Raw genomic sequence first — 22,241 nt, 5'->3', positions numbered from 1 at the left:
GCGTGCGGCGCGAAGCGTGCGCCGGGCCTCGTGGGGCGTGGCACGGCTGGGTACGAGCCGCTTGGGCGCGGGGGCGTAGGGGCGCGAGCCAGCAGGCGTGAGCTGCGGCGCGAGCCAGCAGGCGTGAGCCTGGCCTCGCGGAGGAGCGAGCCGTGGGAGGCCGGCCACGCGGCGGCGTACGTCAGCCGCCGCGGCCGGGCGCGTCACCACCGTGACGGGGTCGTGAGCCGACGTGACGGGGCACGTCAGCGACCCGCTGCGGGAGCCGGCCGGGCCAGGTGCGCCGGCCACCCGACCGACGCGTCAGACACCGCGGCAGCGGGCATCATCCACCACGTGACCGGGACACCAACCACCCTGCGGCAGCCACCGCTGCACCGTGCGGCAGCCGCCGCCTCACCATGCGCCAACCGTTACCACCGACCGTGTCGGACACCGCGGCGAACGGGTCTCGGCCGACCCCGACGCGCGGGCCGACAACCCCGATACCAGCCAAACGCCCTCTCCCGCAACGCCCTGAGAGTCTCTACCCTCGGTGACATCGAGCCGATCCGCCCGCGTGCTCCGGCGGCGCGGTCTCGTATCGCCTCGCCACCGGCCAACGGCCACCGCCATCCGAGCAGAAAGGCGCATCATGCACCGGGCACTGATCGTCGTTGATGTGCAGAACGACTTCTGCGAAGGCGGCAGCCTCGCCGTGGCGGGTGGCGCCGATGTCGCGGCCGCCATTACGGACCTGGTCGGGCAGGCGCCGGCGGGTTACCGGCATGTGGTGGCGACCCGCGATCACCACATCGATCCCGGCAGCCATTTCTCGGACCACCCCGACTACGAGCACTCCTGGCCCGTGCACTGCGTGGCGGGCACCGAGGGCAGCGGCTTCCATCCCAACTTCGCGCCGGTCGTCGCCTCCGGCGCGATCGACGCGGTCTTCGACAAGGGCGCGTACTCCGCCGCCTACAGCGGCTTCGAGGGCGTGGACGAGAACGGCACCAGCCTCGCCGCCTGGCTGCGGGCGCGTCAGGTGACCGAGGTCGACGTGGTCGGCCTCGCGACGGACCACTGCGTACGGGCCACCGCCCTGGACGCGGCCCGCGCGGGCCTGCGCACTCAGGTGCTGCTGGATCTGACGGCGGGGGTCGCCGAGCAGACCACGCAGCGGGCGGTCCAGGAGCTGCGCGAGGCGGGCGTGGAGCTCAGCGGCAAGGCGGTCCTCCAGACCGGCTGAGCAGTGGGGCGGAGACCGGCTGAGCCCACCGGCTGAGCCGTAGAGCTCGCATCCGCGTGGCGTCCCGCTGTCGGGCGGCTCGCCGGCGACTCGCCGCCGGGCTCGCGCCCTGCTCGGGTCCCGCCGTCCGCGCGGCGCGCGGACGCCTCACGCACGGCCCGCGGCGTGCAGCCGCCTCGCGGGCCGCTCACGTCTCGCGGGTGCGGGCCTCGGGCCCGCCGGGCGCGCGGCTCGGGGGCGCATCGCTCGCGGCTGGACAGTGCCCGCCCACGGCCGCCCCCGCGCGAGCGTCTCGCTCAGACGTGTTCCGCGGACCGCAGCAGCGCCGCTATCGGGTGCCAGGACTCCGTGTCGTCGTCAAGGGTGGCGCGCCAGACGAGCCCGTCGGGGTGGTGCAGGACCGCCGTGATCTCGTCGGGCGTCGGAGGTTCCGTATTGCCGCGCAGGTAGACGGCTCGCAGTCCCAGATTGCGCAGCCTGGTCAGCGCCCGCTGCCGGTTCGCGGCGTGCACGAGCACCCGCACCCGGGGGCCGGGGCCGTACTCCTCGCCCTGCGGCCGGGGCAGCGACAGGGCAACGATCACACTGCCGCCGGGCAGCTTGGCGAATCCTCCACCTGGCATATTCACAGCTCCCCCGCAAGACGTCGCGTCAATAAGAACCTCATCGACGCATCCTTACGCGATCGGCCGCAACCCGCCAGGGGGTAGCCATCGACACAGCCCTGACCTGCGATGATGCCGATCAATCGACGGGCCGCACAGCCAAGGCCCGTGCTCTGGGGCGCACGGAACCCGCTTGACGATCTTGTTTTCGGCGACCGCGTCAGGAACGTGCGCGTCCCCGCGCACACCCGCTCCGCACACACCAGCAGGCGCGTCCATCCCACCTGTTGAAACGCGGAATGACTCCGTGCGCCCCCCGTGCTGCGGCACCGTGGGTTAGGTCACGCTTACCGGCAGTTCCATGCGGGCATCCAGCACCGTAGAGTCTTTTTGCCGGTGTGCGCACCGGCTGGCTCTCTCCCCCGACCCCAGTCCCGAGGACGGATCCCGCCATGCCGCGTCCGACTCCAGCACAGCTCGCCTACGGTTCGGCCACTGTTGTTTTCTCCACCTTGGCCATGCTGCTGCTCTCCGAGACGCGATCAGGCGTCGGGATCGCGATCATCACTTGTGTGGCGCTGGCCCTCGGGCTGCTCGTCGCGGTGACGGTGCCCATGCCGCGCGGCGCGCATACGCCGCCCCCGGCCTCCCAATCCGGCGCGGCGCAGCCTCCTGCTCCGGCGCGGGTGCCGGGCCAACGGGCGCGCGCGGGCGCGGAGTCGCGGGTCGGCGCGCAGTCGATGCGCCGTTGAACCCGCCCGCCACGCACCGCTGACCGGGCCGCTCCGCCGCTGTGTTCGGGAAGCCGCGTTCGGGAAGCCGCCTCAGACCGTCGCGTTCAGTACGCCTCGACCACGACGGTCTTCGCGGCCTTGTCGTGCAGGCACTGCCGGAACGGCTTGTCCCACAGGAACCACAGCGAGTTGAGCAGCCAGAACAGCGTGCCGAGGAACACCGGGGTCAGCAGGCCGGGAAGCACGTAGAGCGCTGCGCGGGCCCAGCCCCGCGCGGCCGGCACATTGCCGTCGGCGAGCACCGCGACCCGGATGCGCAGCGCCTTCTTCCCCAGCGTCTGGCCGCTGTGCGCGAGCATCAGCCCCTCGTAGAGGAAATACAGCGCGAAGGTGACCAGCGCCGCGAACAGGATCTTGCCGCTGTCCTGCTTCCCCGGGTGGTCCATGCTGTAGCGCAGCGCTCCGGTCAGCACGAGCGCGGCCGTCCAGATCACTCCCAGCAGCACCGTGTCGATCAGCCGGGCCGAGACCCGTTGGCCCGCGGACGCCAACGGCGGCATTCCGGTCGGCCGTTGGACGTACGCGAGGTCGGGCGACTGCTTGATACTCATGGCCCGAGTTAATCAGCCGCCCCGGGCACGGCGGTAGCTCAGTCCGCCGCGACGACCACGGTCTTCGCCACCTTGTCGTGCAGGCACTGCTGATACGGCTTGTCCCAAGTGCACCACAGCACGTTGATGAACCAGAAGATCGTGCCGCAGCAGGGCACGATCTGCGGGAGCGCGTAGGTCCCCGCGCGGTACCAGCCCGGCTGCCCGGCCGGGATCGCGCCGTTGTCGAGCATCGCGACCCGGATCTTCATGAGCTTCTTGCCGACGGTCTGGCCGCGGCTGGTCAGCATCAATCCCTCGTAGACGAAGTACACGAGGGAGACGATGACGGACAGTGATGTCGACCTACCGGTGTCCTCGGTCGGGTCGATGCCGCCCACGGCCAGCGTGACGATCGCGCTGACCGGGATGCCGATGAGCAGCCCGTCGATGATCCGGGCGATCAGCCGGCGGAAGCGGTTCGCCAGCGGCGGCATGCCGGAGAGCGGGTCCGCGCCGGACTGGCCGCCGTACGGGTCGCCGTACGGAGCGTCCCCGTACGGCGAACCGCCCGGCGGCGGGTTGCCGTAGGGCGGTCCGGCGTCGGCCGAGTCCCCGTACGGGCCGCTGCCGTACGAGGGCGGGGGCGTCGGGGGCGGCGGGGGCCGGTTGCCGTACGGCGAGCCGCTGGGCGGCGGTTCCTGCGGTCCCTTGCGGAACGGGTCGTCGTCGGGCGGCTGGCCGGATCCGGGCGGCGGCTGATCGTTGCTCATGGTCCGAGTCCAACCCGGACCGCAGACGACCGCATCCGGCGCGTGTCGTTCGGGGGACGCCCGATCGTTCGGGGGACGCCCGGCGCGGCGGGCGTTACGCGTCGGCCACGAAGGTGCCCGCCAGTTTGTCGTGCCAGCACTGCCGCCACGGGCGGTCGAACACGCACCACAGCACGTTCAGCACCCCGACCACCAGCAGCCCCAGCACCCCGTACGCGAGCCAGCGGCGCAGCGTCGAGGCGAAGGACGGGGTGTCGTGCGACTGGATGTCCAGCACCTTCACCCCGCACAGCTTCTTGCCGAGCGTGTGCCCCCACTTGGCGGTGGGCAGCGCCTCGTAGACCACGCCGACGAGCAGCAGGACGGCGAGCAGGATGCCGAGGTACCCGGCGGTCGTGCCGTCGAGCAGCCAGACGGTGACGGTCTCGCCGCTCAGCTTGGCCGCCCGCACCTTGTCGTCGATGTGCGCCGACGCCATCGACCACAGCGGTACGCCGGCCGCCGCGACCAGAGCGGCCAGCGCGAGGGTGTCGATCAGCCGCGCCCGCAGTCGGCGGCAGAGCCCGGCCGGCCGGCCCTCCGCCTGCGCCGCCAGCTGGAAGATGTTGTCGACCGGCGGCTTCCAGGGGATGACGGCCGGGCCGCCCGCCTCGGCGGAGCCGCCTTGGGGCTGCGCCTGCGCACCGGCGGAGGGGGTGGACGGGCCGCTGTTCCGTGCGGGCTGCTGGGTCTGGCCGCTCGGCTGCGCGGGCTGAACAGGCTGGGCGGGCTGGAAGGGCTGGATCGGCTGACTGGGGTGGACCAGTTGTCCGGCGTGCCCGCTCGGAGCGGCTTGCCCCGGCTGACCCAGCCGACCCGGCTGCGCTGCCTGCCCGGCCTGCGGTTGCGCGGGTTGGTGCGTCTGCTGCGGCCACGGCTGCTGGCTCGCGTTGGCCGCAACGCCCGTGGGCGGCACCGGGGTGGCCGCCTGCGGCGGGGCCGACCGGGCGGACGGGAGCGCGGGCGGGCGGACGGCGCGGATCGACATGGTGCCCTCGCCATGGGCGACTTGGGCTCCTCGGCCGGCCGGGGCGGACTGCGCGGCGGCGGCAGCCTGAGCGGCCGGGAGCGCGTTCCGGTTGCCGCCCTGGGGCGGCACGACGTCCGCGGCGGCGCCGGGGCGCGCGGCGGGGGCGGACGCGCCGTCCGACAGGGGAGTGCCCCCAGCGCGCGCGCCCGCGCCCGCCCCCGGCAGCCGGATGGCCATGGTCCCGGGGGTACGGCCGCTCACGCCGGAGGCCACATCAGCCGCACCGCCGGAGTCGTAGGCAGCGGCGGAGTCGAAGGCAGAGGCAGCGGCAGAGTCCTGCGCGGAAGCGGGCGCGGGACCGAACCCCGACGAGGAGTCCGGCCCGGAGGGTGTCCCAGCAGCAGGCGCGGAACCGGACCCGGAGGTCCCCGGCCCGAGCTCGTACGGAACCCGGCCGCTGCCGAGCGCCGCGCGCGAGCCGGACCCTGCCCCGGCCAAGGACCCCGACCCGGCCGAGTCGGCAGCAGAGGACTCACCGGGCGTCTCCGGGTTCCCCCACGAGACGCGCCGGTCCTGCTCGCCGCCGAAACCGGCCTGCCGGGAGGCGTCGGCCCCCCAGGCGGAGGCGGGTTCGTGCCGGTTGCCGTGCAGGCGCTGCGGATCGTCCCACTCCAGCGCGGCGGGGCCGGTGTCCACCGCCATCCGGGACCGGGGGTCGCTCAGCGGCTCCGACAGGTCCTCGTCCAGGAACATCGGGCCGGTTTCCTCCGGCAGCGCCCCGGTGGTCTGCGTGATGTGCGGCGCGGCGGGCGCGGGCGGTACGGGCGCGGCCAGGCCGCCGCCGGGAGCCGAGGCGGCGGCGTACGGCGGGGCGGGCGGCGCCTCGCCGTCCTGCGGGGCCGGTCTGCTGGTGCCGGGCACCCAGGCGGCGCCGTTCCAGTACCGGATGAAGCCGGGGATGGACGGGTCCGGATAGAAGCCCGAACCCGGGCTGCTGTCGGCGGATCCTGAGGTAGGGGCGCTCATTTCCGGTGTCCCGTATCTGCTCGGCCGTGCTGTTCGGTCGGGGGCGTGTGCGACGACGTGCGCCGCGAGCAGTCTGCCGCACCCGCGCGGTGTCGGAGTATCGCGCTCGCCATCGCCTCGCGACCGCGGGCAACCCGCGGCGCCGTGGATACATCTACCAGACACGGCCAAGACCTGTGCCCGCCCAGGTATACACACCACTTTCGCGTGGAGGCGGAAAACCTCGCAGAAGTTTCACCAAGTCGCGTCATACCCGCGGAGAAGTGCGCTCTCTCCTGCTACAGGCCCGCCCAGGGGCCGTCAGCGAGAGAACCCGAGAGAGGGCGCACACAATGCACACCGTGGTGGAACGAGAGCTGGAACTCAACCTGGTGCTGTCGCCGGAGCGCAGCATCCCCGTCCCGGCCCGGCTGACCTACCGTACGAACGATCCCTATGCCGTCCATATCGCCTTCCACGTCGGTTCCGACGCCCCCGTGCACTGGACCTTCGCGCGCGAACTGCTGGTGGAGGGGGTGTTCCGGCCGTGCGGGCACGGCGATGTGCGGATCTGGCCGACCAAGGTCGACGGGCGCGGCGTGGTCTGCGTGGCGCTCAGCTCCCCGGACGGCGACGCGCTGCTGGAGGCTTCGGCGGCGGTGGTGTCGGCGTGGCTGGAGCGCACACTGCGGGTGGTGGCGCCGGGTTCCGAGAACGACCGGCTGGGGCTCGACGACGCCCTGCTCAAGCTGCTGACGCCGACCCCCGGTGACGATCTGTGGCTGCGTGATCCCTGGCCTTCGGACGAGTCGTCCGAGCCGGGCGCGTAGCCACCGGGAGGACACCGGGGGCACTGGGGGCACTGGGGGCACTGGGGGCACTGGGGGCACTGGGGACACCGGGGAGGCGGTCGGGGCGGGCTGTCGCGGTACGGGACGGGTCAGAAGATCTTGCCGGGGTTGAGCAGGCCGAGCGGGTCGAAGGTCTGCTTGATGCCGCGCTGCAACTCCACCCCGACCGGGCCCAGCTCGCGGGCCAGCCACTCCTTCTTGAGTACGCCGACGCCGTGTTCGCCGGTGATGGTGCCGCCGAGTGCGAGGCCGAGCGCCATGATCTCGTCGAAGGACTCGCGCGCCCGGCGGCTCTCGTCCTCGTCCGCCGCGTCGAAGCAGACGACGGGGTGGGTGTTGCCGTCGCCCGCGTGCGCGCAGACCCCGATGGTGAGGTCGTACTTCTCGGCGATGGCGGCGGTTCCGTCGAGCATCTCGGCGAGCCGGCTGCGGGGCACGCAGACGTCGTCGATCATCGTCGCCGACTTGACCGCCTCCAGGGCGGTCAGGGTGAGCCGCCGGGCTTGCAGCAGCAGTTCGGACTCGGCGCTGTCCTCGGCCGGTACGACCTCGGTCGCGCCCGCCGCCGTGCACAGCTCGCCGACGGCTGCGAGGTCGGCGGTCGGGTCCGGGGTGTCGAAGGCGGCGAGCAGCAGCGCCTCGGTGGAATCGGGGAGGCCCATGTTCGCCATCGCGTTGACGGCTCGGATACTCGTACGGTCCATGAGTTCGAGGAGTGAGGGCGCGTGGCCGCGCGCCATGATCTCGCAGACGGCGGCGCAGGCGGCGGCCACGGAGGGGAACTCGGCCGCGAGGGCGAGCTGCCGGGGCGGTTCGGGGCGCAGCGCGAGGACGGCGCGCACGACGATGCCGAGGCTGCCCTCGGAGCCGACGAACAGCCGGGTCAGGTCGTAGCCCGCGACGCCCTTGGCGGTGCGCCGGCCGCAGCTGAACAGCCGGCCGTCGGCCAGCACCACGTCGAGGCCCAGTACGTATTCGGCGGTGACGCCGTACTTCACGCAGCACAGGCCGCCGGACGCGGTGCCGATGTTGCCGCCGATGGTGCACTCCTCCCAGCTGGAGGGGTCCGGCGGATAGTAGAGGCCGTGTTCGTTGACGGCCCGCGAGAGCACCGCGTTGACGACGCCGGGCTCGACGACGGCCACCCGGTCGACCGGGCTGATCTCCAGAATCCGGTTCATCTTGACGAGCGAGAGCACGATGCAGCCGTCGGAGGCGTTGGCGGCCCCCGACAGGCCCGTACGCGCCCCCTGCGGGACGACCGGCACCCGTAGCGCGGTCGCGGTGCGCATCACGTGCTGCACCTGCTCGACGGTGCGCGGCAGGACGACGACGGCGGCGCTGCCCGCTTCGCAGAAGCTGGCCATGTCGTGCGCGTACGAGCTGACGATGTCGGGGTCGGTGAGGACGGCCTCGTCCGGCAGGCCGTCGCGCAGCAGTTCGAGGAGATCGCCCATGGTGCCAGCGTGCCACCCGAGCGCGCCGCGGGGAAGATCCGCAGCTCGCTCGGGTCGGCGCCGCGCTCGGCGGTGCGGCCGGTGTCAGAGGTTGCCGCGCTTGTCCTGCTCGCGCTCGATCGCCTCGAAGAGCGCCTTGAAGTTGCCCTTGCCGAAGCCCATCGAGCCGTGCCGCTCGATCATTTCGAAGAAGACGGTCGGCCGGTCCTGGACCGGCTTGGTGAAGATCTGCAGCAGATAGCCGTCCTCGTCCCGGTCGACCAGGATCTTCTGCGCGCGCAGAGTCTCGACCGGCACCCGGGTGTCGCCCGCCCACTCGCCGAGCGTGTCGTAGTACGAGTCGGGGGTGTCCAGGAACTGCACGCCCTGTGCCCGCATCGCCTCGACCGTGGCGACGATGTCGTTGGTGGCGAGCGCGATGTGCTGGACGCCCGGACCGCCGTAGAACTCCAGGTACTCGTCGATCTGCGACTTCTTCTTCGCGATGGCCGGCTCGTTGATCGGGAACTTCACCTTGAGGGTGCCGTCCGCGACCACCTTCGACATCAGCGCGGAGTACTCGGTGGCGATGTCGTCGCCCACGAACTCCTTCATGTTGGTGAAGCCCATGACGTTGTTGTAGAAGGCACACCACTCGTTCATCTTGCCGAGCTCGACGTTGCCCACGCAGTGGTCGATCGCCTGGAAGATCCGCTTCGCCGGGGGCGCGACGATCGGGGCGGCGGCTGCGAAGCCGGGCAGGTACGGGCCGTCGTAGCCGGACCGCTCGACCAGGGTGTGCCGGGTCTTGCCGTACGTCGCGATGGCGGCCAGCACGACCGTGCCGTTCTCGTCGGTGACCTCGCGCGGCGCGTCGAGCCCCCTCGCGCCGTGCTCGACGGCGTACACGTAGGCGGCGCGGGCGTCCGGCACCTCGATGGCCAGGTCGACGACGCCGTCGCCGTGCTCGGCGACATGGTCGGCGAGGAAGCGGCCCCGGTCGGTGGACGGCCTGATGACGGAGGTGAACACGAAGCGGGCCGCGCCCGAGGTGAGGACGTAACTCGCGCTCTCGCGGCTGCCGTTCTCCGGACCCGAGTAGGCCACCAGCTTCATACCGAAGGCGGTGGAGTAGTAATGCGCGGCCTGCTTGGCGTTGCCCACGGCGAAGACGACCGCGTCCATCCCCTTCACCGGGAAGGGGTCGGCCTGCCGAGCGGTGCTGGGGGTGTTTTCGATGGTCTCAGTCATGGTCGCAGGCTCCCTCCGATCTGCAAGGTGCGCAATAGTCGGCGGATTCACTGATCACCTTGTACAGCCGTCCGGCAGAATCAGCGGGCGATGTGTGCATGATGACCACCGACAGGACCCGCCCGGCCGAGCGCCGGGCCTGTGACCGGGAGGCACCCATGGGAATCGACGAGCTGGACGGACGGCTGCTGGAGCTGCTCGCCGAGGAGCCCCGCATCGGCGTCCTGGAGGCGTCCCGCCGGCTCGGCGTCGCGCGCGGCACCGCGCAGGCCCGGCTCGACCGCCTGCAGGCCAACGGGGTGATCCGCGGCTTCGGACCCGACGTGGACCCGGCCGCGCTCGGCTATCCGGTCACCGCCTTCGCCACGCTGGAGATCAAACAGGGTCAGGGCGCCGACGTACGGGCGCACTTGGCCGGCGTCCCCGAGGTGCTGGAGCTGCACACCACCACGGGGCACGGCGACATGCTCTGCCGCCTCGTCGCCCGGTCCAACTCCGACCTTCAACGTGTGATCGACCGCGTTGTGGGCTTTGATGGCATCATGCGGGCCTCCACGGCGATCGTGATGGAGAATCCGGTACCGCTCCGGATCACTCCGCTGGTGCGACAGGCGTCGGAGGACCGCAGTTGAGTTTCTCAGCACGCTGACGGGACAGGAGAGGTTCTTGTGGACTTCTGGGAATACCTCGGCAACCGGCACCAACAGCTGCTGGTGGACGCGTACCAGCATGCGAGCGCTGTGTTCCAGTGCATGGTCATCGCGACCGTGCTGGGCATCCTCATCGGGGTGCTGACGTACCGCAAGGAGTGGGCCGGGAACCTCGCCATCACCACCACGGCGACAATCCTCACCGTCCCCTCGCTGGCCATGATCGGCCTGCTCATCCCCATCGTCGGGCTCGGCGTCGCGCCGACCGTCGTCGCCCTGGTGCTGTACGGACTGCTGCCCATCGTCCGGAACGCCATCGTCGGGCTGCGCGGGGTCGACCCCACCCTGGTCGACGCCGCCAAGGGCATCGGGATGTCCCGGATCGCCCAGCTGATCAAGGTGGAGCTGCCGCTCGCCTGGCCGCCGATCCTCACCGGCATCCGGGTGTCCACCCAGATGCTGATGGGCATCGCGGCGATCGCCGCGTTCGCCTCGGGGCCCGGCCTCGGCAACCAGATCTTCCGCGGGATCTCCAGCCTGGGCAGTGCCAACGCGCTCAACGAGGTGCTGTCCGGCACGCTCGGGATCGTCGTCCTCGCCCTGCTGTTCGACGCCGCGTACGTCCTTCTCGGACGACTGACCATCTCAAGGGGTATCCGTGCCTGAGTCGCCCGCGTCGCCGGAGTCGCCGGAATCCGCGCGGTCCGCGCCCGAGCCGCGCTCGCCCGCGTCACCGTCACCTTCACCGTCCTCCAGTTCCGCCGTCACCGGCGCGACCATCGAGCTGGAGAACCTGACCAAGATCTATCCGGGCAACTCCACGCCCTCGGTCGACAGCGTCAACATGGAGATCGCCGCCGGCGAGATGGTGATCCTGGTCGGCCCCTCCGGCTGCGGCAAGAGCACCACGCTGCGGATGATCAACCGGCTGATCGAGCCGTCCTCGGGCCGGATCAGGATCGGCGGCGAGGACGTCACCGACATCGACCCGGTCAAGCTGCGCCGCAAGGTCGGCTACGCCATCCAGTCCTCCGGCCTCTTCCCGCACATGACGGTCGCCGAGAACATCGCGCTGGTGCCGAAGATGATCGGCTGGTCCAAATCGAAGGTGAAGGACCGGGTCGAGGAGATGCTCGACCTCGTCGGGCTGGACGCCCGCGAGTTCCACGGCCGCTACCCGCGCCAGCTCTCCGGCGGCCAGCAGCAGCGCGTCGGCGTGGCCCGCGCGCTCGCCGCCGACCCGCCCGTACTGCTGATGGACGAACCGTTCGGCGCGGTCGACCCGATCACCCGCGACCACCTCCAGGACGAGTTGATCCGGCTCCAGCACGAGCTGCACAAGACGATCGTCTTCGTCACCCACGACTTCGACGAGGCCATCAAGCTCGGCGACCGCATCGCGGTGCTCCGCGAGCAGTCGCACATCGCCCAGTTCGACACCCCCGAGGCAATCCTCACCAACCCCGCCGACGACTTCGTCTCCGGCTTCGTGGGAGCGGGCGCGGCCCTCAAACGGCTCAACCTGACCCGGGTGCGGGACGTGGAGATCGCCGACTTCCCCACCGTCGGCGTGGACGACCCGCTGCAGACCATCTTCGACCGGCTGCGCTCGGAGTCCACCAACGAACTGCTGATGCTCGACCGGCGCGGCCGGCCGTACAAATGGCTGCGGCGTGGCGACCTGATGCGCGCCAAGGGCTCGCTGGCGCGGGCCGGCACCCTCGTGCACGACCACGTCACCCGCGACGCGACGCTGCGCGACGCGCTGGAGGCGGTGCTGACCGACAGCGGCGGCCGGGTCGCGGTCACCGGGCGGCGCGGCGAGTACATCGGCGTCGTCGACATGGAGACGCTGATGAACTCCGTGCACGAGATGCTCGAAGCCGACCGGCTCGCCGCCATGGAGCACCGGCACGAGCTGGAGGAGATACGCGCCCCGCAGACCCGGCACGCCCAGGAGGGTCTGTTCACCGAGCCGGGCGCACCCAAGGAGCCGTCATGAGTCCGGGGCGCGAACCTGGCCCCCCGGTGGGGCGCCCGAAGGGCGAGCACGACGTACGCGGGCTGGCCTTCCGGCGGGCGGAGACGGACGAGGAGATCGAGTCGGGGCCCGTCGCGCCGACGAAGCCGCCGTCCCGGCTCACCCTGCCCAAGCTGCTGACCATCCCCTCGCTGCTGGCCGTCGTGCTGATCATCACCTTCCTGTGGATCAGCAATGTGAAGCTGGACTCGATCGCCAAGAACACCCTGAAGGGCGACGCGGTCGTCAACGCGCTGTGGGAACACGTCGAACTCACCGTGATCTCCACCTTCTTCGTGCTGATCATCGCGATCCCGCTGGGCATCGCGCTGACCCGCAAGTCGCTGCGCCGTGCCAGCCCGGTAGTGATGGCGCTGGCCAACATCGGCCAGGCGACCCCCGCGATCGGCCTGCTGGCGCTGCTCGTCATCTGGCTGGGCATCGGCCAGAGCACCGCGCTGATCGGCATCATCATCTACGCCGTGCTGCCGGTGCTCAGCAACACCATCGCCGGGCTGCGGGCCATCGACCCGACGCTCGTCGACGCGGCGCGCGGCATCGGGATGTCCTCGCTGGGCGTGCTGGCCAGGGTCGAACTCCCGCTCGCCGTGCCGCTGATCCTCGCCGGGGTGCGCACCGCGCTCGTCCTCAACGTCGGCACCGCGACGCTGGCGACCTTCGGCGGCGGCGGCGGACTCGGCGACCTGATCAACTCCGGGATCACCAATCAGCGCATGCCGGTGCTGGTCCTCGGGTCGGTGCTGACCGTGGCGCTGGCCCTGCTGGTGGACTGGCTGGCCTCGCTCGCCGAGGTACTGCTGCGGCCTCGCGGCCTGGAAGTGGGGGGATGAGCATGCGCAACCGACCTGGAGCACCACGCCACCGCTACCGCCGTACGGGGCTGGCCGCGGCGGCCTGCGCCGCGCTGCTCGCCTCGTCGGCGCTGGCCGGCTGCGGGCTCACCAGCGGCAGCCCGATGGTGGACGACGTCAAACCCGGCTCGATCGGCAAGGGCGAACCGCTCAAGGGCGCGAACCTGACGGTCACCTCGAAGCAGTTCACCGAGCAGATCATCCTCGGCCAGATGATGGGCCTGGCCTTCAAGGCGGCCGGCGCGACGGTCCTGGACCGGACCAACATCCAGGGCTCGATCGGCGCCAGGGAAGCCGTCAAATCCGGTGCGGCGGACGGGATGTACGAGTACACGGGCACCGCCTGGATCACCTATCTGGGCAACAGCGACCCGATCGTCAACCCGCGGAAGCAGTGGGCGGCGGTCCGCGACGCGGACCGGAAGAACGGCATCACCTGGCTGCCGCAGTCCTCGCTCGACAACACCTACGCACTGGCCGCGAACCCGAAGAACGCCGAGAAGTACCAGCTGGAGACGCTCTCCGACGTGGCCGCGCTGGCCAAGAAGAACCGCGGGGCCGCCACGATCTGCGTGGAGAGCGAGTTCGCCGTCCGCGACGACGGGCTGCCGGGCGTGGAGAAGAAGTACGGCTTCTCGATGCCGGCCGGGAACCTCAAGAAGATGGACAGCGGCATCGTCTACACCCAGGTCTCCGGCGGCAGCGCCTGCACCCTGGGCGAGGTCTTCACCACCGACGGCCGGATTCCCGAGCTGAAGCTCAAGGTGCTCAAGGACGACAAGAACTTCTTCCCCAACTACAACGCGGCCCCCGAGATGTACTCCAAGACGATGAAGAAGCACCCGGAGATCAAGGACGTCCTGGACCCGATCAGCGCGAGGCTCACGACCAAGGTCGCCCAGGAGCTCAACGCGAAGGTTGACGTCGACGGCGAGGACCCGCACGAGGTGGCGAAGGACTGGCTGGTCGCGGAGGGCTTCATCAAGGAGGGCTGAGCCGGACCGAACGGGCGTGCAGGCGGCGGGCGAGCTGGGGAAGCGCGCCGGGCCGGGCTACGGGGTGTGGTCCGGCCGGCGCGGCCTCAGCAGCTCGGGACCTTGCCGCCCGCTTCGAGCGCCTTGAGCGCGTCCACCGCGCTCGACAGCGTGCTGACCGGGATCAGCCGCAGGCCCTTGGGGAGTTCCGCCCGCGCGTCGGAGCATTCCTGCTTCGGGACCAGGAAGACCGTCGCGCCGTCGCGCCCGGCGGCCTGCGTCTTGAGCGGGACGCCGCCGACCGCACCGACCGCGCCGCTCTTGCTGATGGTGCCGGTGCCGGCGATCGTGCGGCCGCCGGTCAGATCGCCGCCGCTGCCGTCGCCGTCGAGCTTGTCGACGATGCCCAGCGAGAACATCAGCCCGGCGCTCGGGCCGCCGACATCGGCGAGCCGCAGCTTGACCCGTACCTCGTCGGCGGACTCGTGCAGATAGCCGAGGGCGGCCTCGGTCGCGGTGTCCTGCGAGGCCTTCATCTGCGCGGCGTTGTGCCGCTCGATCTCCCGGGTGGAGTCGCCGGCCGGGTAGACGGAGTCGCGCGGCATCACGGCGCGGTCGGTCGCGAACCAGTTCTCGACGAGGTCGCCGAGCCGGACGGAGGCGTCCGGTCCGGTGGCCGCGATCGTCGTCATCCGCAGCTCGCCGGAGGTCGCGCGGGAGTCGGCGCCGGCGACGGTGATCACCGGCTTGCCCCGGTTGGCGCCGAGCACGTTCGTGGTCAGGCCGGGCTGCGCCAGCGAGAACGGCAACGGCGCGAAGGCGGCTACCGCGAGCAGCGCGACGACGAGGACGGAGCAGATCGCGAGGGCGCGGGAGCGAGAGGACACTTCGCCAATCTAGTTGACCCGTGAGTGACCTCTGACATCAGCGGTGCCGATGGCGCCGACGACCCCAGCGGTCCCGCTGACCCCACGACTGTCACCGCAGGGCCCACGACTGTCACCGCAGGGCCTCCGCCACCTCCCGGGCCGCGACCACGACACGTGGTCCGACCTGGTCGGGAACCGAGTCGGCGAGCATCACGACGCCGACGCTGCCCTCGATCCCGGTCACTCCGATCAGCGGCGCGGCAGCCCCGCTCGCGCCCGCCTCCAGCTCACCGTGGGTGAACGCGAAGCCGGGCTCCAGCCCCTGGTTCTGCCGGGCGGCGAGAATGGCCCGGCCCGCCGCACCCCGGTCCAGCGGGTGCCGGAAGCCGGTCCGGTAGGCGACGTGGTAGTCGGTCCAGGTCGGCTCGACCACCGCGACGGCGAGCGCCTCGGTGCCGTCGACCAGGGTGAGGTGGGCAGTGGCGCCGATGTCCTCGGCGAGGGAGCGCAGCGCGGGCAGCGCCGCTTCCCGTACGAGCGGGTGCACCTGGCGTCCGAGCCGCAGCACCCCGAGCCCGACCCGCGCCCGGCCGCCGAGATCACGGCGTACGAGAGCGTGCTGTTCCAGGGTGGCGAGCAGCCGGTAGACGACGGTGCGGTTGACGCCGAGCTTGTTGGACAGCTCGGTGACAGTGAGTCCGTGATCGGTCTCGGCGAGCAGTTTGAGGACCCGCAGGCCCCGGTCGAGCGTCTGAGAAGTCTCCGCGGTCACGACGCCCCCCTTCTCGGGTGAGTGTGGCGGCTCATCGCGGCAGCTGCGTTTCCGGTCCCAGCGGAGAACGCGCGACAGAGGCCGCCGGGCGCATGTCGACTGGCACATGGCACCGGCTGCGCTCCGCGGCGGCGCTGCCACGGGGCGTGTATGTGAGCGGCACGGTAGCGATCGGCACCGCTCAGCGGAAGAGGCCGCCCACAATCCGGTCAGTCCACGGGGGTTTTGCGCCGAACATGGCGAAAGTCCCGCTGTTGGAGGCCGATGGTGATCGCTGCCGCTTTGCTGTTTCTTGACCTCTCGACTTCTCGACTTCTTGACTTCTTGACTTCTTGACTTCTTGACTTCTCAACCTGCCCGAGGGGAAAGCCCGGGGGAAAAGCTCACCGCATACGGGTGGCCCACTCCTGCACTTTCTTGACCCGCTCGCGGATCTGCCCGGCCGTGGCCTCCGCGCTCGGCGGTCCTCCGCACACCCGGCGCAGCTCGGTGTGGATGACCCCGTGCGGCTTGCCGCTCTGGTGCACATACGCGCCGACCAGCGCATTGAGCTGCTTGCGCACTTCGAGCAGCTCCTTGTGGGTGACCACGGGACGCCGGTCGGCCGGCAGCTCCAGCAGGTCGGCCTCGTCGTCCGGCTTCTTGCGGCTGTGCGCGATCTGCCGGGCCTGCCGCTTCTGGAGCAGCATCTGCACCTGGTCGGGCTCCAGCAGGCCGGGGATGCCGAGGTAGTCCTGCTCCTCCTCGCTGCCGGGGTGCGCCTGCATGCCGAAGGACGCGCCGTCGAACAGCACCCGGTCGAAGACCGCGTCCGACTCCAGCGCCTCGAAGGGCAGCTGCTCCTCGCCGGTCTCCTCGTCCTGCTCCCGCTCGGCCTCCTGGAGGAGCTTGTCCTCCTCGGCGTACGGGTCCTCCTCGACGTCCTTCTTCGGCTTGTCGAGGACGTGGTCGCGCTCGACCTCCATCTCGCTGGCGAATTCGAGCAGCGTCGGGATGGTCGGCACGAAGACGGACGCCGTCTCGCCGCGTCGCCTGGAGCGCACGAAACGGCCGACCGCCTGCGCGAAGAACAGCGGGGTGGAGATCGTCGTCGCGTAGACGCCGACCGCCAGCCGCGGGATGTCGACGCCTTCGGAGACCATCCGCACCGCGACCATCCAGCGGGCGTCGGAGGCGGTGAAGTCGTCGATGCGCTTCGAGGAGCCGGTGTCGTCGGACAGCACGACCGCCGCGCTCTCGCCGGTGATGCCGCGGATCAGCTTCGCGTAGGAGCGCGCCTGCTCCTGGTCGGTCGCGATGACCAGGCCGCCCGCGTCCGGGATGCCCTTGCGCACCTCGGTCAGCCGCTTGTCGGCGGCCTTGAGGACGTTGGGCATCCAGTCGCCGGCCGGGTCGAGCGCGGTGCGCCACGCCTGCGAGACGGCGTCCTTGGTCATCGGCTCGCCGAGCCGCGCGGCGATCTCGTCGCCGGCCTTGGTGCGCCAGCGCATATTGCCGCTGTAGGAGAGGAAGATGACCGGCCGCACGACCCCGTCGGCCAGCGCGTTGCCGTAGCCGTAGGTGTAGTCGGCGGACGAGCGCCGGATGCCGTCGTTGCCCTCGACGTAGGCGACGAAGGGGATCGGGTTGGTGTCCGAGCGGAACGGGGTGCCGGTCAGCGACAGCCGCCGGGTCGCCGGGTCGAAGGCTTCCGAGCACGCCTCGCCCCAGGACTTCGAGTCGCCGGCGTGGTGGATCTCGTCGAGGATGACCAGCGTCTTGCGCTGCTCACAGCGGTTGCGGTGCAGCATCGGGCGCACGCCGACGCCCGCGTAGGTCACCGCGACCCCGTGGTAATCCTTGCTCACCGGGCCCGCCGAGTAGTCCGGGTCCAGCTTGATGCCTATCTTCGCCGCCGCCTCCGCCCACTGTTTCTTCAGATGCTCGGTCGGCGCGACGACGGTGATCTGCTGCACGACATGGTGGTGCAGCAGCCAGGACGCGAGCGTCAGAGCGAAGGTGGTCTTCCCCGCGCCGGGAGTCGCGACCGCGAGGAAGTCCCGCGGCTGGCTCTCGATATACGTGTCGATGGCCGCCTGCTGCCAAGCGCGCAGCTTGCCGGCCGTGCCCCAGGGGGCGCGGCCGGGGAAGGCGGGAGAGAGGTGGTGGGAGGCGGTAGTAGTCACGGTCTCCGGTTCGGGGCGCTCGGCTCGGGCGGTACGGACGGGGTGCGGCACGACGGTACGGGGACGGTACGCCCCGCACGGCCTGTGGGGCCGGTGCGAGGCGGTACGACAACCGGGCCACCCTACCGGTGCGGCGCGCATGCCCCGGCAGGGCCGCACCTCGTCAGCTCGACAGGGAAGAACCGTCACACATTGGGATCGAGCAGGGCGGACAGGCCCTGCGAGATGACCTTCACTTCGTCGATCTCGCCGGTGGCGACCCCGATCACCAGGCGCTCCGCGGCATCGATGTCCGGGCGCAACTCGACATCGTTCATCGTCAGGAACGTGACACAGGACAACCAGGCTGTGCGCTTGTTGCCGTCGTCGAACGGATGGTTGATCGTCAGCGACTGGAGAAGCGCGGCCGCCTTGTCCAGAAGGTCCGGATACGCTTCCTCGCCGAACATGGCTGCGGAGGGGCGGTGCACCGCCGACTCCAGCAATCCGGCGTCCCGCACCACGACAGGCGTGTCACCGCAGGCATACTCGGCGATGAGCAGGACATCTTCGGCGGACAGATAGACGCAGTTCACTTGAGCCGATCCATGAGCTCGCCCCACTTGGCCGCCTGCGCCTTGGCCGTCTTGCGCACCATGGCCTGCTGCGCGGTCCTGGCCAGATAGTCGTCCAGCGCCTGCATCACTATGGCGTGCATGCTGACGCCCTCTTGATCGGCACGCTGCTTCAGAGCGTCGGTCTGATCGTCGCGAAGACGCAGGTTCATAGCCACATCAGAACGGTACCACCGAGTGGGGTCATAGTGATACCACTCAGTCGGCGAGGCGGGCCCTCCGCCACATTCAGCCAACGGCACGCACCCGCTCAGCCCACCGCCACGCGTCCGCGTAGCCGCCCCGCCACCACCACCCCCAGCAGCGCGACCGCCGCCGTGGGCAGGAACACCGCCAGGAACGCCGCCGGGTGCGAGCCGCCCGCCGCGCCGGAGGCCGCCGCGTGGGCCGCGCCCACCGAGCCGCCGCCGAGCGCCGCGAACGCCGCGCCGCAGCCGGCGAGCAGCACGACGTTCGAGAGGCCGTCGGAGATCTGCAGCGCGGCGGAGTTAGTGCCGGCCTCCTCGGGGGCCGAGAGCTTCAGCAGCAGCACGCTCGTCGCGGACATCACCGCCCCCATCCCGAAGCAGCCGAAGCACCAGGCGACGGCCAGGGTCCAGACCGGCACGGAGGGGACGAGGGCCACGGGCGCGGTGGCGATGGCCGCCGCGACCAGGACCATCCCGAGCTGGGCCAGCCGCTCCCGGTACGGCTCGGCCCGGGGGCGGCTCTGCACGTACGAGCCGAGCGCCCAGGTCAGCCCGCCACCCGCGAGCGAGAGCCCGGCGAGCGTCACCGACAGGCCGCGCTGGGTCACCAGCATCAGCGGGACGAAGCTCTCGGCGGCGATGAACGACCCGGCGGCGACGCCGCGCAGCAGCACCACCGACGGCAGCCCGCGCGCCGAGCGGAAGGTGCCGGGCGGCAGCAGCCCCAGCGCGGCCGGGACCAGCAGGGCCGCGCCCGCGAGGGCCGGGACCAGGGACGACGGGCGCAGATCCTGCCCGGCGTACTGGAGCAGGCCCGCGCCGAGCGAGATGGCGAACGCGAGCCGCAGCCGACGGCGGTCCACGGCGGGCCGGTCCGCCGCGCCGGCGACCTTCTCGCCGTCCGCCCCGGTCACCGCGCCGGAGGCGGTGCGGCGGATGGCCGGCAGCGCGAGCGCGAGCGGGACCAGCACGAGTACAGGGATGCCGAGGAAGACCCAGCGCCAGCCGAGGTGCTCGGTCACGGTGCCCGCCGCGAGCGGTCCGACGATCGAGGGGACGACCCAGGACGCCGCGAAGGCCGCGAGGATGGCGGGGCGCAGCCGTTCCGGGTAGGCGCGGCTCACCACCACGTACAGCGCGACGATCACCAGCCCGCCGCCGAGCCCCTGGACCGCGCGGCCCGCCACGAAGGCCCACATCGCCTGCGCCGTGCCGGAGAGCAGCAGCCCTGCCGCGAAGGCCCCGATGCCGACGGACAGCGGCCCGAGCGGCCCGCCGCGGTCGCACCACTGCCCGGAGACGACCATGGCGAGCAGGCTCGTCGTGAAGTAACCGGAGAAGGCGAACGCGTAGAGGGAGAGGCCGTCGAGGTCGCGGGCGGCGATGGGCATCGCGGTGCCGACGGCGGTGGCCTCGAACGCGATCAGCAGGACCACCGAGACGATGCCGACGGTGAGCGCGCGGTACGAACTGCCCAGGACGCCGCCCGGCACCCCGCTCCAGCCGGGCGCGGCGCCCAGCGGGGGCGTCCGGTCCGGGCGAATCGCCTTCTCCAGCCCGGCCGGATCAGCCGGATCAGCCGGTTCGCCCGGCTGGTCCGTCGCCATCCGGGTAGCGGCCGGGGCGGCGGTGCGCGGCCCGGCGAGCGGTGCGGTCGAGGCGGTGGACAGGGCGTCGGCAGCTGGGTGAGCTGCGGGTTCGTCGGCGACATCGGCGTCGCGCGGCTCCAAGGCGGTCATCACGTCAGGGTAAGAGGCACAGGGGGCGTTGGCTCCTGTCAATGAGAGGTCATCCCCTCATCCGTTGGGCCTAGGACGAGCCTCCTCCCGTCCCGTCGGTCCCTCCCTCCCCGCAGCCGTACGCCCCCGGCGCGCACTCCCGGCCCCGCGCCGCCACCGCCCCGCGCGCGCCCCGCGCGCGCCCCGCGCGGGACCGGCGCGGGACCGGCGCGGGATCAGGCACTCTGGTCCGTATGCCGCTCTACCGCTCCTATGACGACACCGACCTCTCCTACCGCGTCCTCGAAGCGCGCGACACCGGCGAGGGGGACCGGGCCGCCCTGCCGCCACTCCTCGTGCTGGCCGGCGGCCCCGGCCGGGACGCCGCCTACCTCGGCGACCTCGGCGGCCTGGACGCGCACCGCAGCCTCGTCATCCCGGACAGCCGGGGCACCGGCGACTCCCCCACCGCCGATGACCCGAGCCTGTACGCCTTCCCGCGGCTGGCCGAGGACCTGGAGCGGCTGCGCGAACACCTGGGCCTGGAGCGGTTCGCGCTGCTCGCGCACGACGCGGGCGCGGCCGTCGCGCAGGCGTACGCGGCGAGCCACCCCGAGCGGCTGACCCACCTGGTCCTGGTCTGCCCCGGCTCCCGGCTCCAGGGCGAACTCCCTCACGACGCCCAGGAGATCTTCGAGTCCCGCGCCGCCGAGCCCTGGTGGCCGGACGCCTCCGTCGCCGTACAGCGGCTCGCCGAGGTCGGCGACCTCGGCGAGGTGCGCGAGCTGCTGCTGCGCGCCGCTCCGCTGGCGTACGGGCACTGGGACGAGCCGCAGCGGGCGCATGCCGCCACGCAGGGCGAGCAGCTCAACCCGGTGCCCCGCGCGGGCTTCTGGCAGGGCGTCGACGAGGCGGCCCGGCAGGGGCTGCTGGAGCTGCTCGAATCGGTGGAGTGCCCGGTGCTGGTGCTCACGGGCGACCGGGACGCGATGTCCGGCATGCGCGCCGGCGAGCTGGTCGCGGAGTCCTTCCCGGACGGGCGGGTGCTGCCGCTGCACACGGTGGGCCACTACCCGTGGGTGGACGAGCCGGAGATGTTCAGGCCGGTGGTCGAGGAATTCCTCGGCACCGCTGAGGACGACGCCGCGGAAGGCGACGCCGCTGAGGATGTCGCGGAACCCGACGGCGCTTGAGCGGGCGGGATTCCGAGCGGGTCGAATTCCCGCTCCCCCGTCACCCGTCACTCCGTCACCCGTCACCCCGTCACCCCGTCACCCCGTCACCCCGTCATATGAACCGCGTATGCCAGTCGTGTGTCACCCCGCCGGCCCCCCTTGCCCCCGGCCGCCGCAGCGTCCATGGTCGTCATAAGCGCAACGACATGGCCGTGTGCCCGAGTGGTTGAGGGGCTCGCCTGCAAAGCGAGTTACGCCGGTTCGAATCCGGTCACGGCCTCAGAGATATTCGCCTCAGAGATATTCATCCGCGTCGCCCCCGTGCTGATCCTGCGGCCAGGCGACGCGGCAGTCCAGACAGGTGAGCCGCCACTGCGACTCACCTCTGTCCGGATGCAGCGCCTTCGACAGGATCAGCGCGGTGCCCTTGCATTTGATGCACAGCGCCGGAGCGTTGTTCGGCCTCACGTCGTTCATGCCGGGCAGTCTGCCAACTCGCCCGGACTCCGGCCGCCGTCGATCCGAGATGGATCAGAACCGGCGGAACGCGATCGGTTGTCCGCCGCCGCCGGTCAGGACCCCGAGGCGGCCTCGTGGCCCTCTTCCTCGTCCGGTTCCGCGGGCTCCGCGACCGGTTCGGGACGTCCTTGGAGCGCCGCCAGGGCCTGTTCCAGCGTCTCGCCGGTGACATCCGCCCTGATGCGTGCGAGCCGCAGAAGTTCCGAGCCGCTCAACGAACCGC

The 22,241-nt window shown here is 71.5% G+C and carries 23 protein-coding genes and 1 tRNA gene; 10 read left to right on the top strand and 14 right to left on the bottom strand.

Annotation, left to right across the window (positions count from 1 at the left end; all coding sequences use genetic code 11):
• The first annotated feature begins 634 nt into the window (after positions 1 to 634).
• Positions 635 to 1,228: an isochorismatase family protein gene (locus QMK28_RS02005; protein ID WP_326435196.1), complete on the top strand. Its 594-nt coding sequence runs from the start codon at positions 635 to 637 to the stop codon at positions 1,226 to 1,228.
• A gap of 296 nt (positions 1,229 to 1,524) precedes the next feature.
• Here the strand turns inward: QMK28_RS02005 and QMK28_RS02000 are convergent, their stop codons facing one another.
• Positions 1,525 to 1,851 (bottom strand): hypothetical protein, encoded by a 327-nt coding sequence (locus QMK28_RS02000; protein ID WP_326435195.1) that lies wholly within the window; start codon positions 1,849 to 1,851, stop codon positions 1,525 to 1,527.
• 434 nt (positions 1,852 to 2,285) lie between these two features.
• Between QMK28_RS02000 and QMK28_RS01995 the strand changes: the two genes are divergently transcribed.
• Positions 2,286 to 2,585: a hypothetical protein gene (locus QMK28_RS01995; protein WP_326435194.1), complete on the top strand. Its 300-nt coding sequence runs from the start codon at positions 2,286 to 2,288 to the stop codon at positions 2,583 to 2,585.
• An 86-nt stretch (positions 2,586 to 2,671) separates the two neighbouring features.
• On the opposite strand, the gene QMK28_RS01990 is transcribed toward QMK28_RS01995, so the two are convergent.
• The 3 genes from QMK28_RS01990 to QMK28_RS01980 all read right to left on the bottom strand — a co-directional run bounded on the left by QMK28_RS01990 (position 2,672) and on the right by QMK28_RS01980 (position 5,965).
• The gene (locus tag QMK28_RS01990; protein ID WP_326435193.1) at positions 2,672 to 3,178 is read right to left on the bottom strand and encodes an RDD family protein; all 507 of its coding nucleotides are present in this window, start codon (positions 3,176 to 3,178) and stop codon (positions 2,672 to 2,674) included.
• 38 nt (positions 3,179 to 3,216) lie between these two features.
• Positions 3,217 to 3,930 carry an RDD family protein gene (locus tag QMK28_RS01985; protein ID WP_326435192.1) on the bottom strand — a complete coding sequence of 238 codons (714 nt, stop codon included), beginning with the start codon at positions 3,928 to 3,930 and terminating at the stop codon, positions 3,217 to 3,219.
• Between the two features lie 94 nt (positions 3,931 to 4,024).
• Positions 4,025 to 5,965 carry an RDD family protein gene (locus tag QMK28_RS01980; RefSeq protein ID WP_326435191.1) on the bottom strand — a complete coding sequence of 647 codons (1,941 nt, stop codon included), beginning with the start codon at positions 5,963 to 5,965 and terminating at the stop codon, positions 4,025 to 4,027.
• A 332-nt stretch (positions 5,966 to 6,297) separates the two neighbouring features.
• Between QMK28_RS01980 and QMK28_RS01975 the strand changes: the two genes are divergently transcribed.
• A complete protein-coding gene (locus QMK28_RS01975; protein ID WP_326435190.1) occupies positions 6,298 to 6,774 on the top strand; it encodes an SsgA family sporulation/cell division regulator in 477 nt (158 codons plus the stop codon).
• A 110-nt stretch (positions 6,775 to 6,884) separates the two neighbouring features.
• Here QMK28_RS01975 and QMK28_RS01970 read toward each other — a convergent pair whose 3' ends face one another.
• Complete coding sequence (locus QMK28_RS01970; RefSeq protein ID WP_326435189.1) at positions 6,885 to 8,252, bottom strand: FAD-binding oxidoreductase; 1,368 nt, start codon at positions 8,250 to 8,252, stop codon at positions 6,885 to 6,887.
• 84 nt (positions 8,253 to 8,336) lie between these two features.
• Complete coding sequence (gene hppD, locus QMK28_RS01965) at positions 8,337 to 9,482, bottom strand: 4-hydroxyphenylpyruvate dioxygenase (protein WP_326435188.1); 1,146 nt, start codon at positions 9,480 to 9,482, stop codon at positions 8,337 to 8,339.
• Between the two features lie 158 nt (positions 9,483 to 9,640).
• On the opposite strand from hppD, the gene QMK28_RS01960 reads away from it, so the two are divergent.
• The 5 genes from QMK28_RS01960 to QMK28_RS01940 all read left to right on the top strand — a co-directional run bounded on the left by QMK28_RS01960 (position 9,641) and on the right by QMK28_RS01940 (position 14,019).
• The gene (locus tag QMK28_RS01960) at positions 9,641 to 10,114 is read left to right on the top strand and encodes an Lrp/AsnC family transcriptional regulator (RefSeq protein ID WP_326435187.1); all 474 of its coding nucleotides are present in this window, start codon (positions 9,641 to 9,643) and stop codon (positions 10,112 to 10,114) included.
• Positions 10,115 to 10,150: 36 nt separating this feature from the next.
• Complete coding sequence (locus QMK28_RS01955) at positions 10,151 to 10,798, top strand: ABC transporter permease (protein ID WP_326435186.1); 648 nt, start codon at positions 10,151 to 10,153, stop codon at positions 10,796 to 10,798.
• Between the two features lie 112 nt (positions 10,799 to 10,910).
• The gene (locus QMK28_RS01950) at positions 10,911 to 12,134 is read left to right on the top strand and encodes a betaine/proline/choline family ABC transporter ATP-binding protein (protein ID WP_443050504.1); all 1,224 of its coding nucleotides are present in this window, start codon (positions 10,911 to 10,913) and stop codon (positions 12,132 to 12,134) included.
• Positions 12,131 to 13,003, top strand: coding sequence for an ABC transporter permease (locus tag QMK28_RS01945; RefSeq protein WP_326435184.1), 873 nt, complete (start codon positions 12,131 to 12,133; stop codon positions 13,001 to 13,003). The genes QMK28_RS01950 and QMK28_RS01945 overlap by 4 nt, the downstream gene beginning before the upstream one ends.
• A 2-nt stretch (positions 13,004 to 13,005) precedes the next feature.
• Positions 13,006 to 14,019 carry a glycine betaine ABC transporter substrate-binding protein gene (locus tag QMK28_RS01940; protein ID WP_326435183.1) on the top strand — a complete coding sequence of 338 codons (1,014 nt, stop codon included), beginning with the start codon at positions 13,006 to 13,008 and terminating at the stop codon, positions 14,017 to 14,019.
• An 86-nt stretch (positions 14,020 to 14,105) separates the two neighbouring features.
• Here QMK28_RS01940 and QMK28_RS01935 read toward each other — a convergent pair whose 3' ends face one another.
• The 6 genes from QMK28_RS01935 to QMK28_RS01910 all read right to left on the bottom strand — a co-directional run bounded on the left by QMK28_RS01935 (position 14,106) and on the right by QMK28_RS01910 (position 20,213).
• Positions 14,106 to 14,885 carry a S16 family serine protease gene (locus tag QMK28_RS01935; RefSeq protein WP_326435182.1) on the bottom strand — a complete coding sequence of 260 codons (780 nt, stop codon included), beginning with the start codon at positions 14,883 to 14,885 and terminating at the stop codon, positions 14,106 to 14,108.
• A 112-nt stretch (positions 14,886 to 14,997) separates the two neighbouring features.
• Positions 14,998 to 15,639 carry an IclR family transcriptional regulator gene (locus QMK28_RS01930; RefSeq protein WP_326435181.1) on the bottom strand — a complete coding sequence of 214 codons (642 nt, stop codon included), beginning with the start codon at positions 15,637 to 15,639 and terminating at the stop codon, positions 14,998 to 15,000.
• Positions 15,640 to 16,022: 383 nt separating this feature from the next.
• Positions 16,023 to 17,804, bottom strand: a complete 1,782-nt coding sequence (locus tag QMK28_RS01925; protein ID WP_326435180.1) for a DEAD/DEAH box helicase — start codon at positions 17,802 to 17,804, stop codon at positions 16,023 to 16,025.
• Positions 17,805 to 17,989: 185 nt separating this feature from the next.
• Positions 17,990 to 18,379, bottom strand: a complete 390-nt coding sequence (locus QMK28_RS01920; RefSeq protein WP_326435179.1) for a type II toxin-antitoxin system death-on-curing family toxin — start codon at positions 18,377 to 18,379, stop codon at positions 17,990 to 17,992.
• A complete protein-coding gene (locus QMK28_RS01915) occupies positions 18,376 to 18,576 on the bottom strand; it encodes a ribbon-helix-helix protein, CopG family (RefSeq protein ID WP_443050496.1) in 201 nt (66 codons plus the stop codon). Before QMK28_RS01915 ends, QMK28_RS01920 begins: the two co-directional genes overlap by 4 nt.
• A gap of 92 nt (positions 18,577 to 18,668) precedes the next feature.
• The gene (locus QMK28_RS01910) at positions 18,669 to 20,213 is read right to left on the bottom strand and encodes an MFS transporter (RefSeq protein ID WP_443050502.1); all 1,545 of its coding nucleotides are present in this window, start codon (positions 20,211 to 20,213) and stop codon (positions 18,669 to 18,671) included.
• A gap of 365 nt (positions 20,214 to 20,578) precedes the next feature.
• On the opposite strand from QMK28_RS01910, the gene QMK28_RS01905 reads away from it, so the two are divergent.
• Complete coding sequence (locus QMK28_RS01905; RefSeq protein ID WP_326435177.1) at positions 20,579 to 21,517, top strand: alpha/beta fold hydrolase; 939 nt, start codon at positions 20,579 to 20,581, stop codon at positions 21,515 to 21,517.
• A 190-nt stretch (positions 21,518 to 21,707) separates the two neighbouring features.
• A tRNA-Cys gene (locus tag QMK28_RS01900) sits at positions 21,708 to 21,779 on the top strand.
• A gap of 14 nt (positions 21,780 to 21,793) precedes the next feature.
• On the opposite strand, the gene QMK28_RS01895 is transcribed toward QMK28_RS01900, so the two are convergent.
• Positions 21,794 to 21,976 carry a hypothetical protein gene (locus QMK28_RS01895; RefSeq protein ID WP_326435176.1) on the bottom strand — a complete coding sequence of 61 codons (183 nt, stop codon included), beginning with the start codon at positions 21,974 to 21,976 and terminating at the stop codon, positions 21,794 to 21,796.
• A gap of 95 nt (positions 21,977 to 22,071) precedes the next feature.
• A complete protein-coding gene (locus QMK28_RS01890) occupies positions 22,072 to 22,233 on the bottom strand; it encodes a hypothetical protein (protein ID WP_326435175.1) in 162 nt (53 codons plus the stop codon).
• Positions 22,234 to 22,241 lie beyond the last annotated feature (8 nt).

The organism is Streptomyces sp. H27-D2, from assembly GCF_035828615.1.
Lineage (GTDB): Bacteria > Actinomycetota > Actinomycetes > Streptomycetales > Streptomycetaceae > Streptomyces.
Note: the sequence above shows the minus strand (reverse complement) of the source record. Positions and strands in the feature narration are given on the sequence as shown.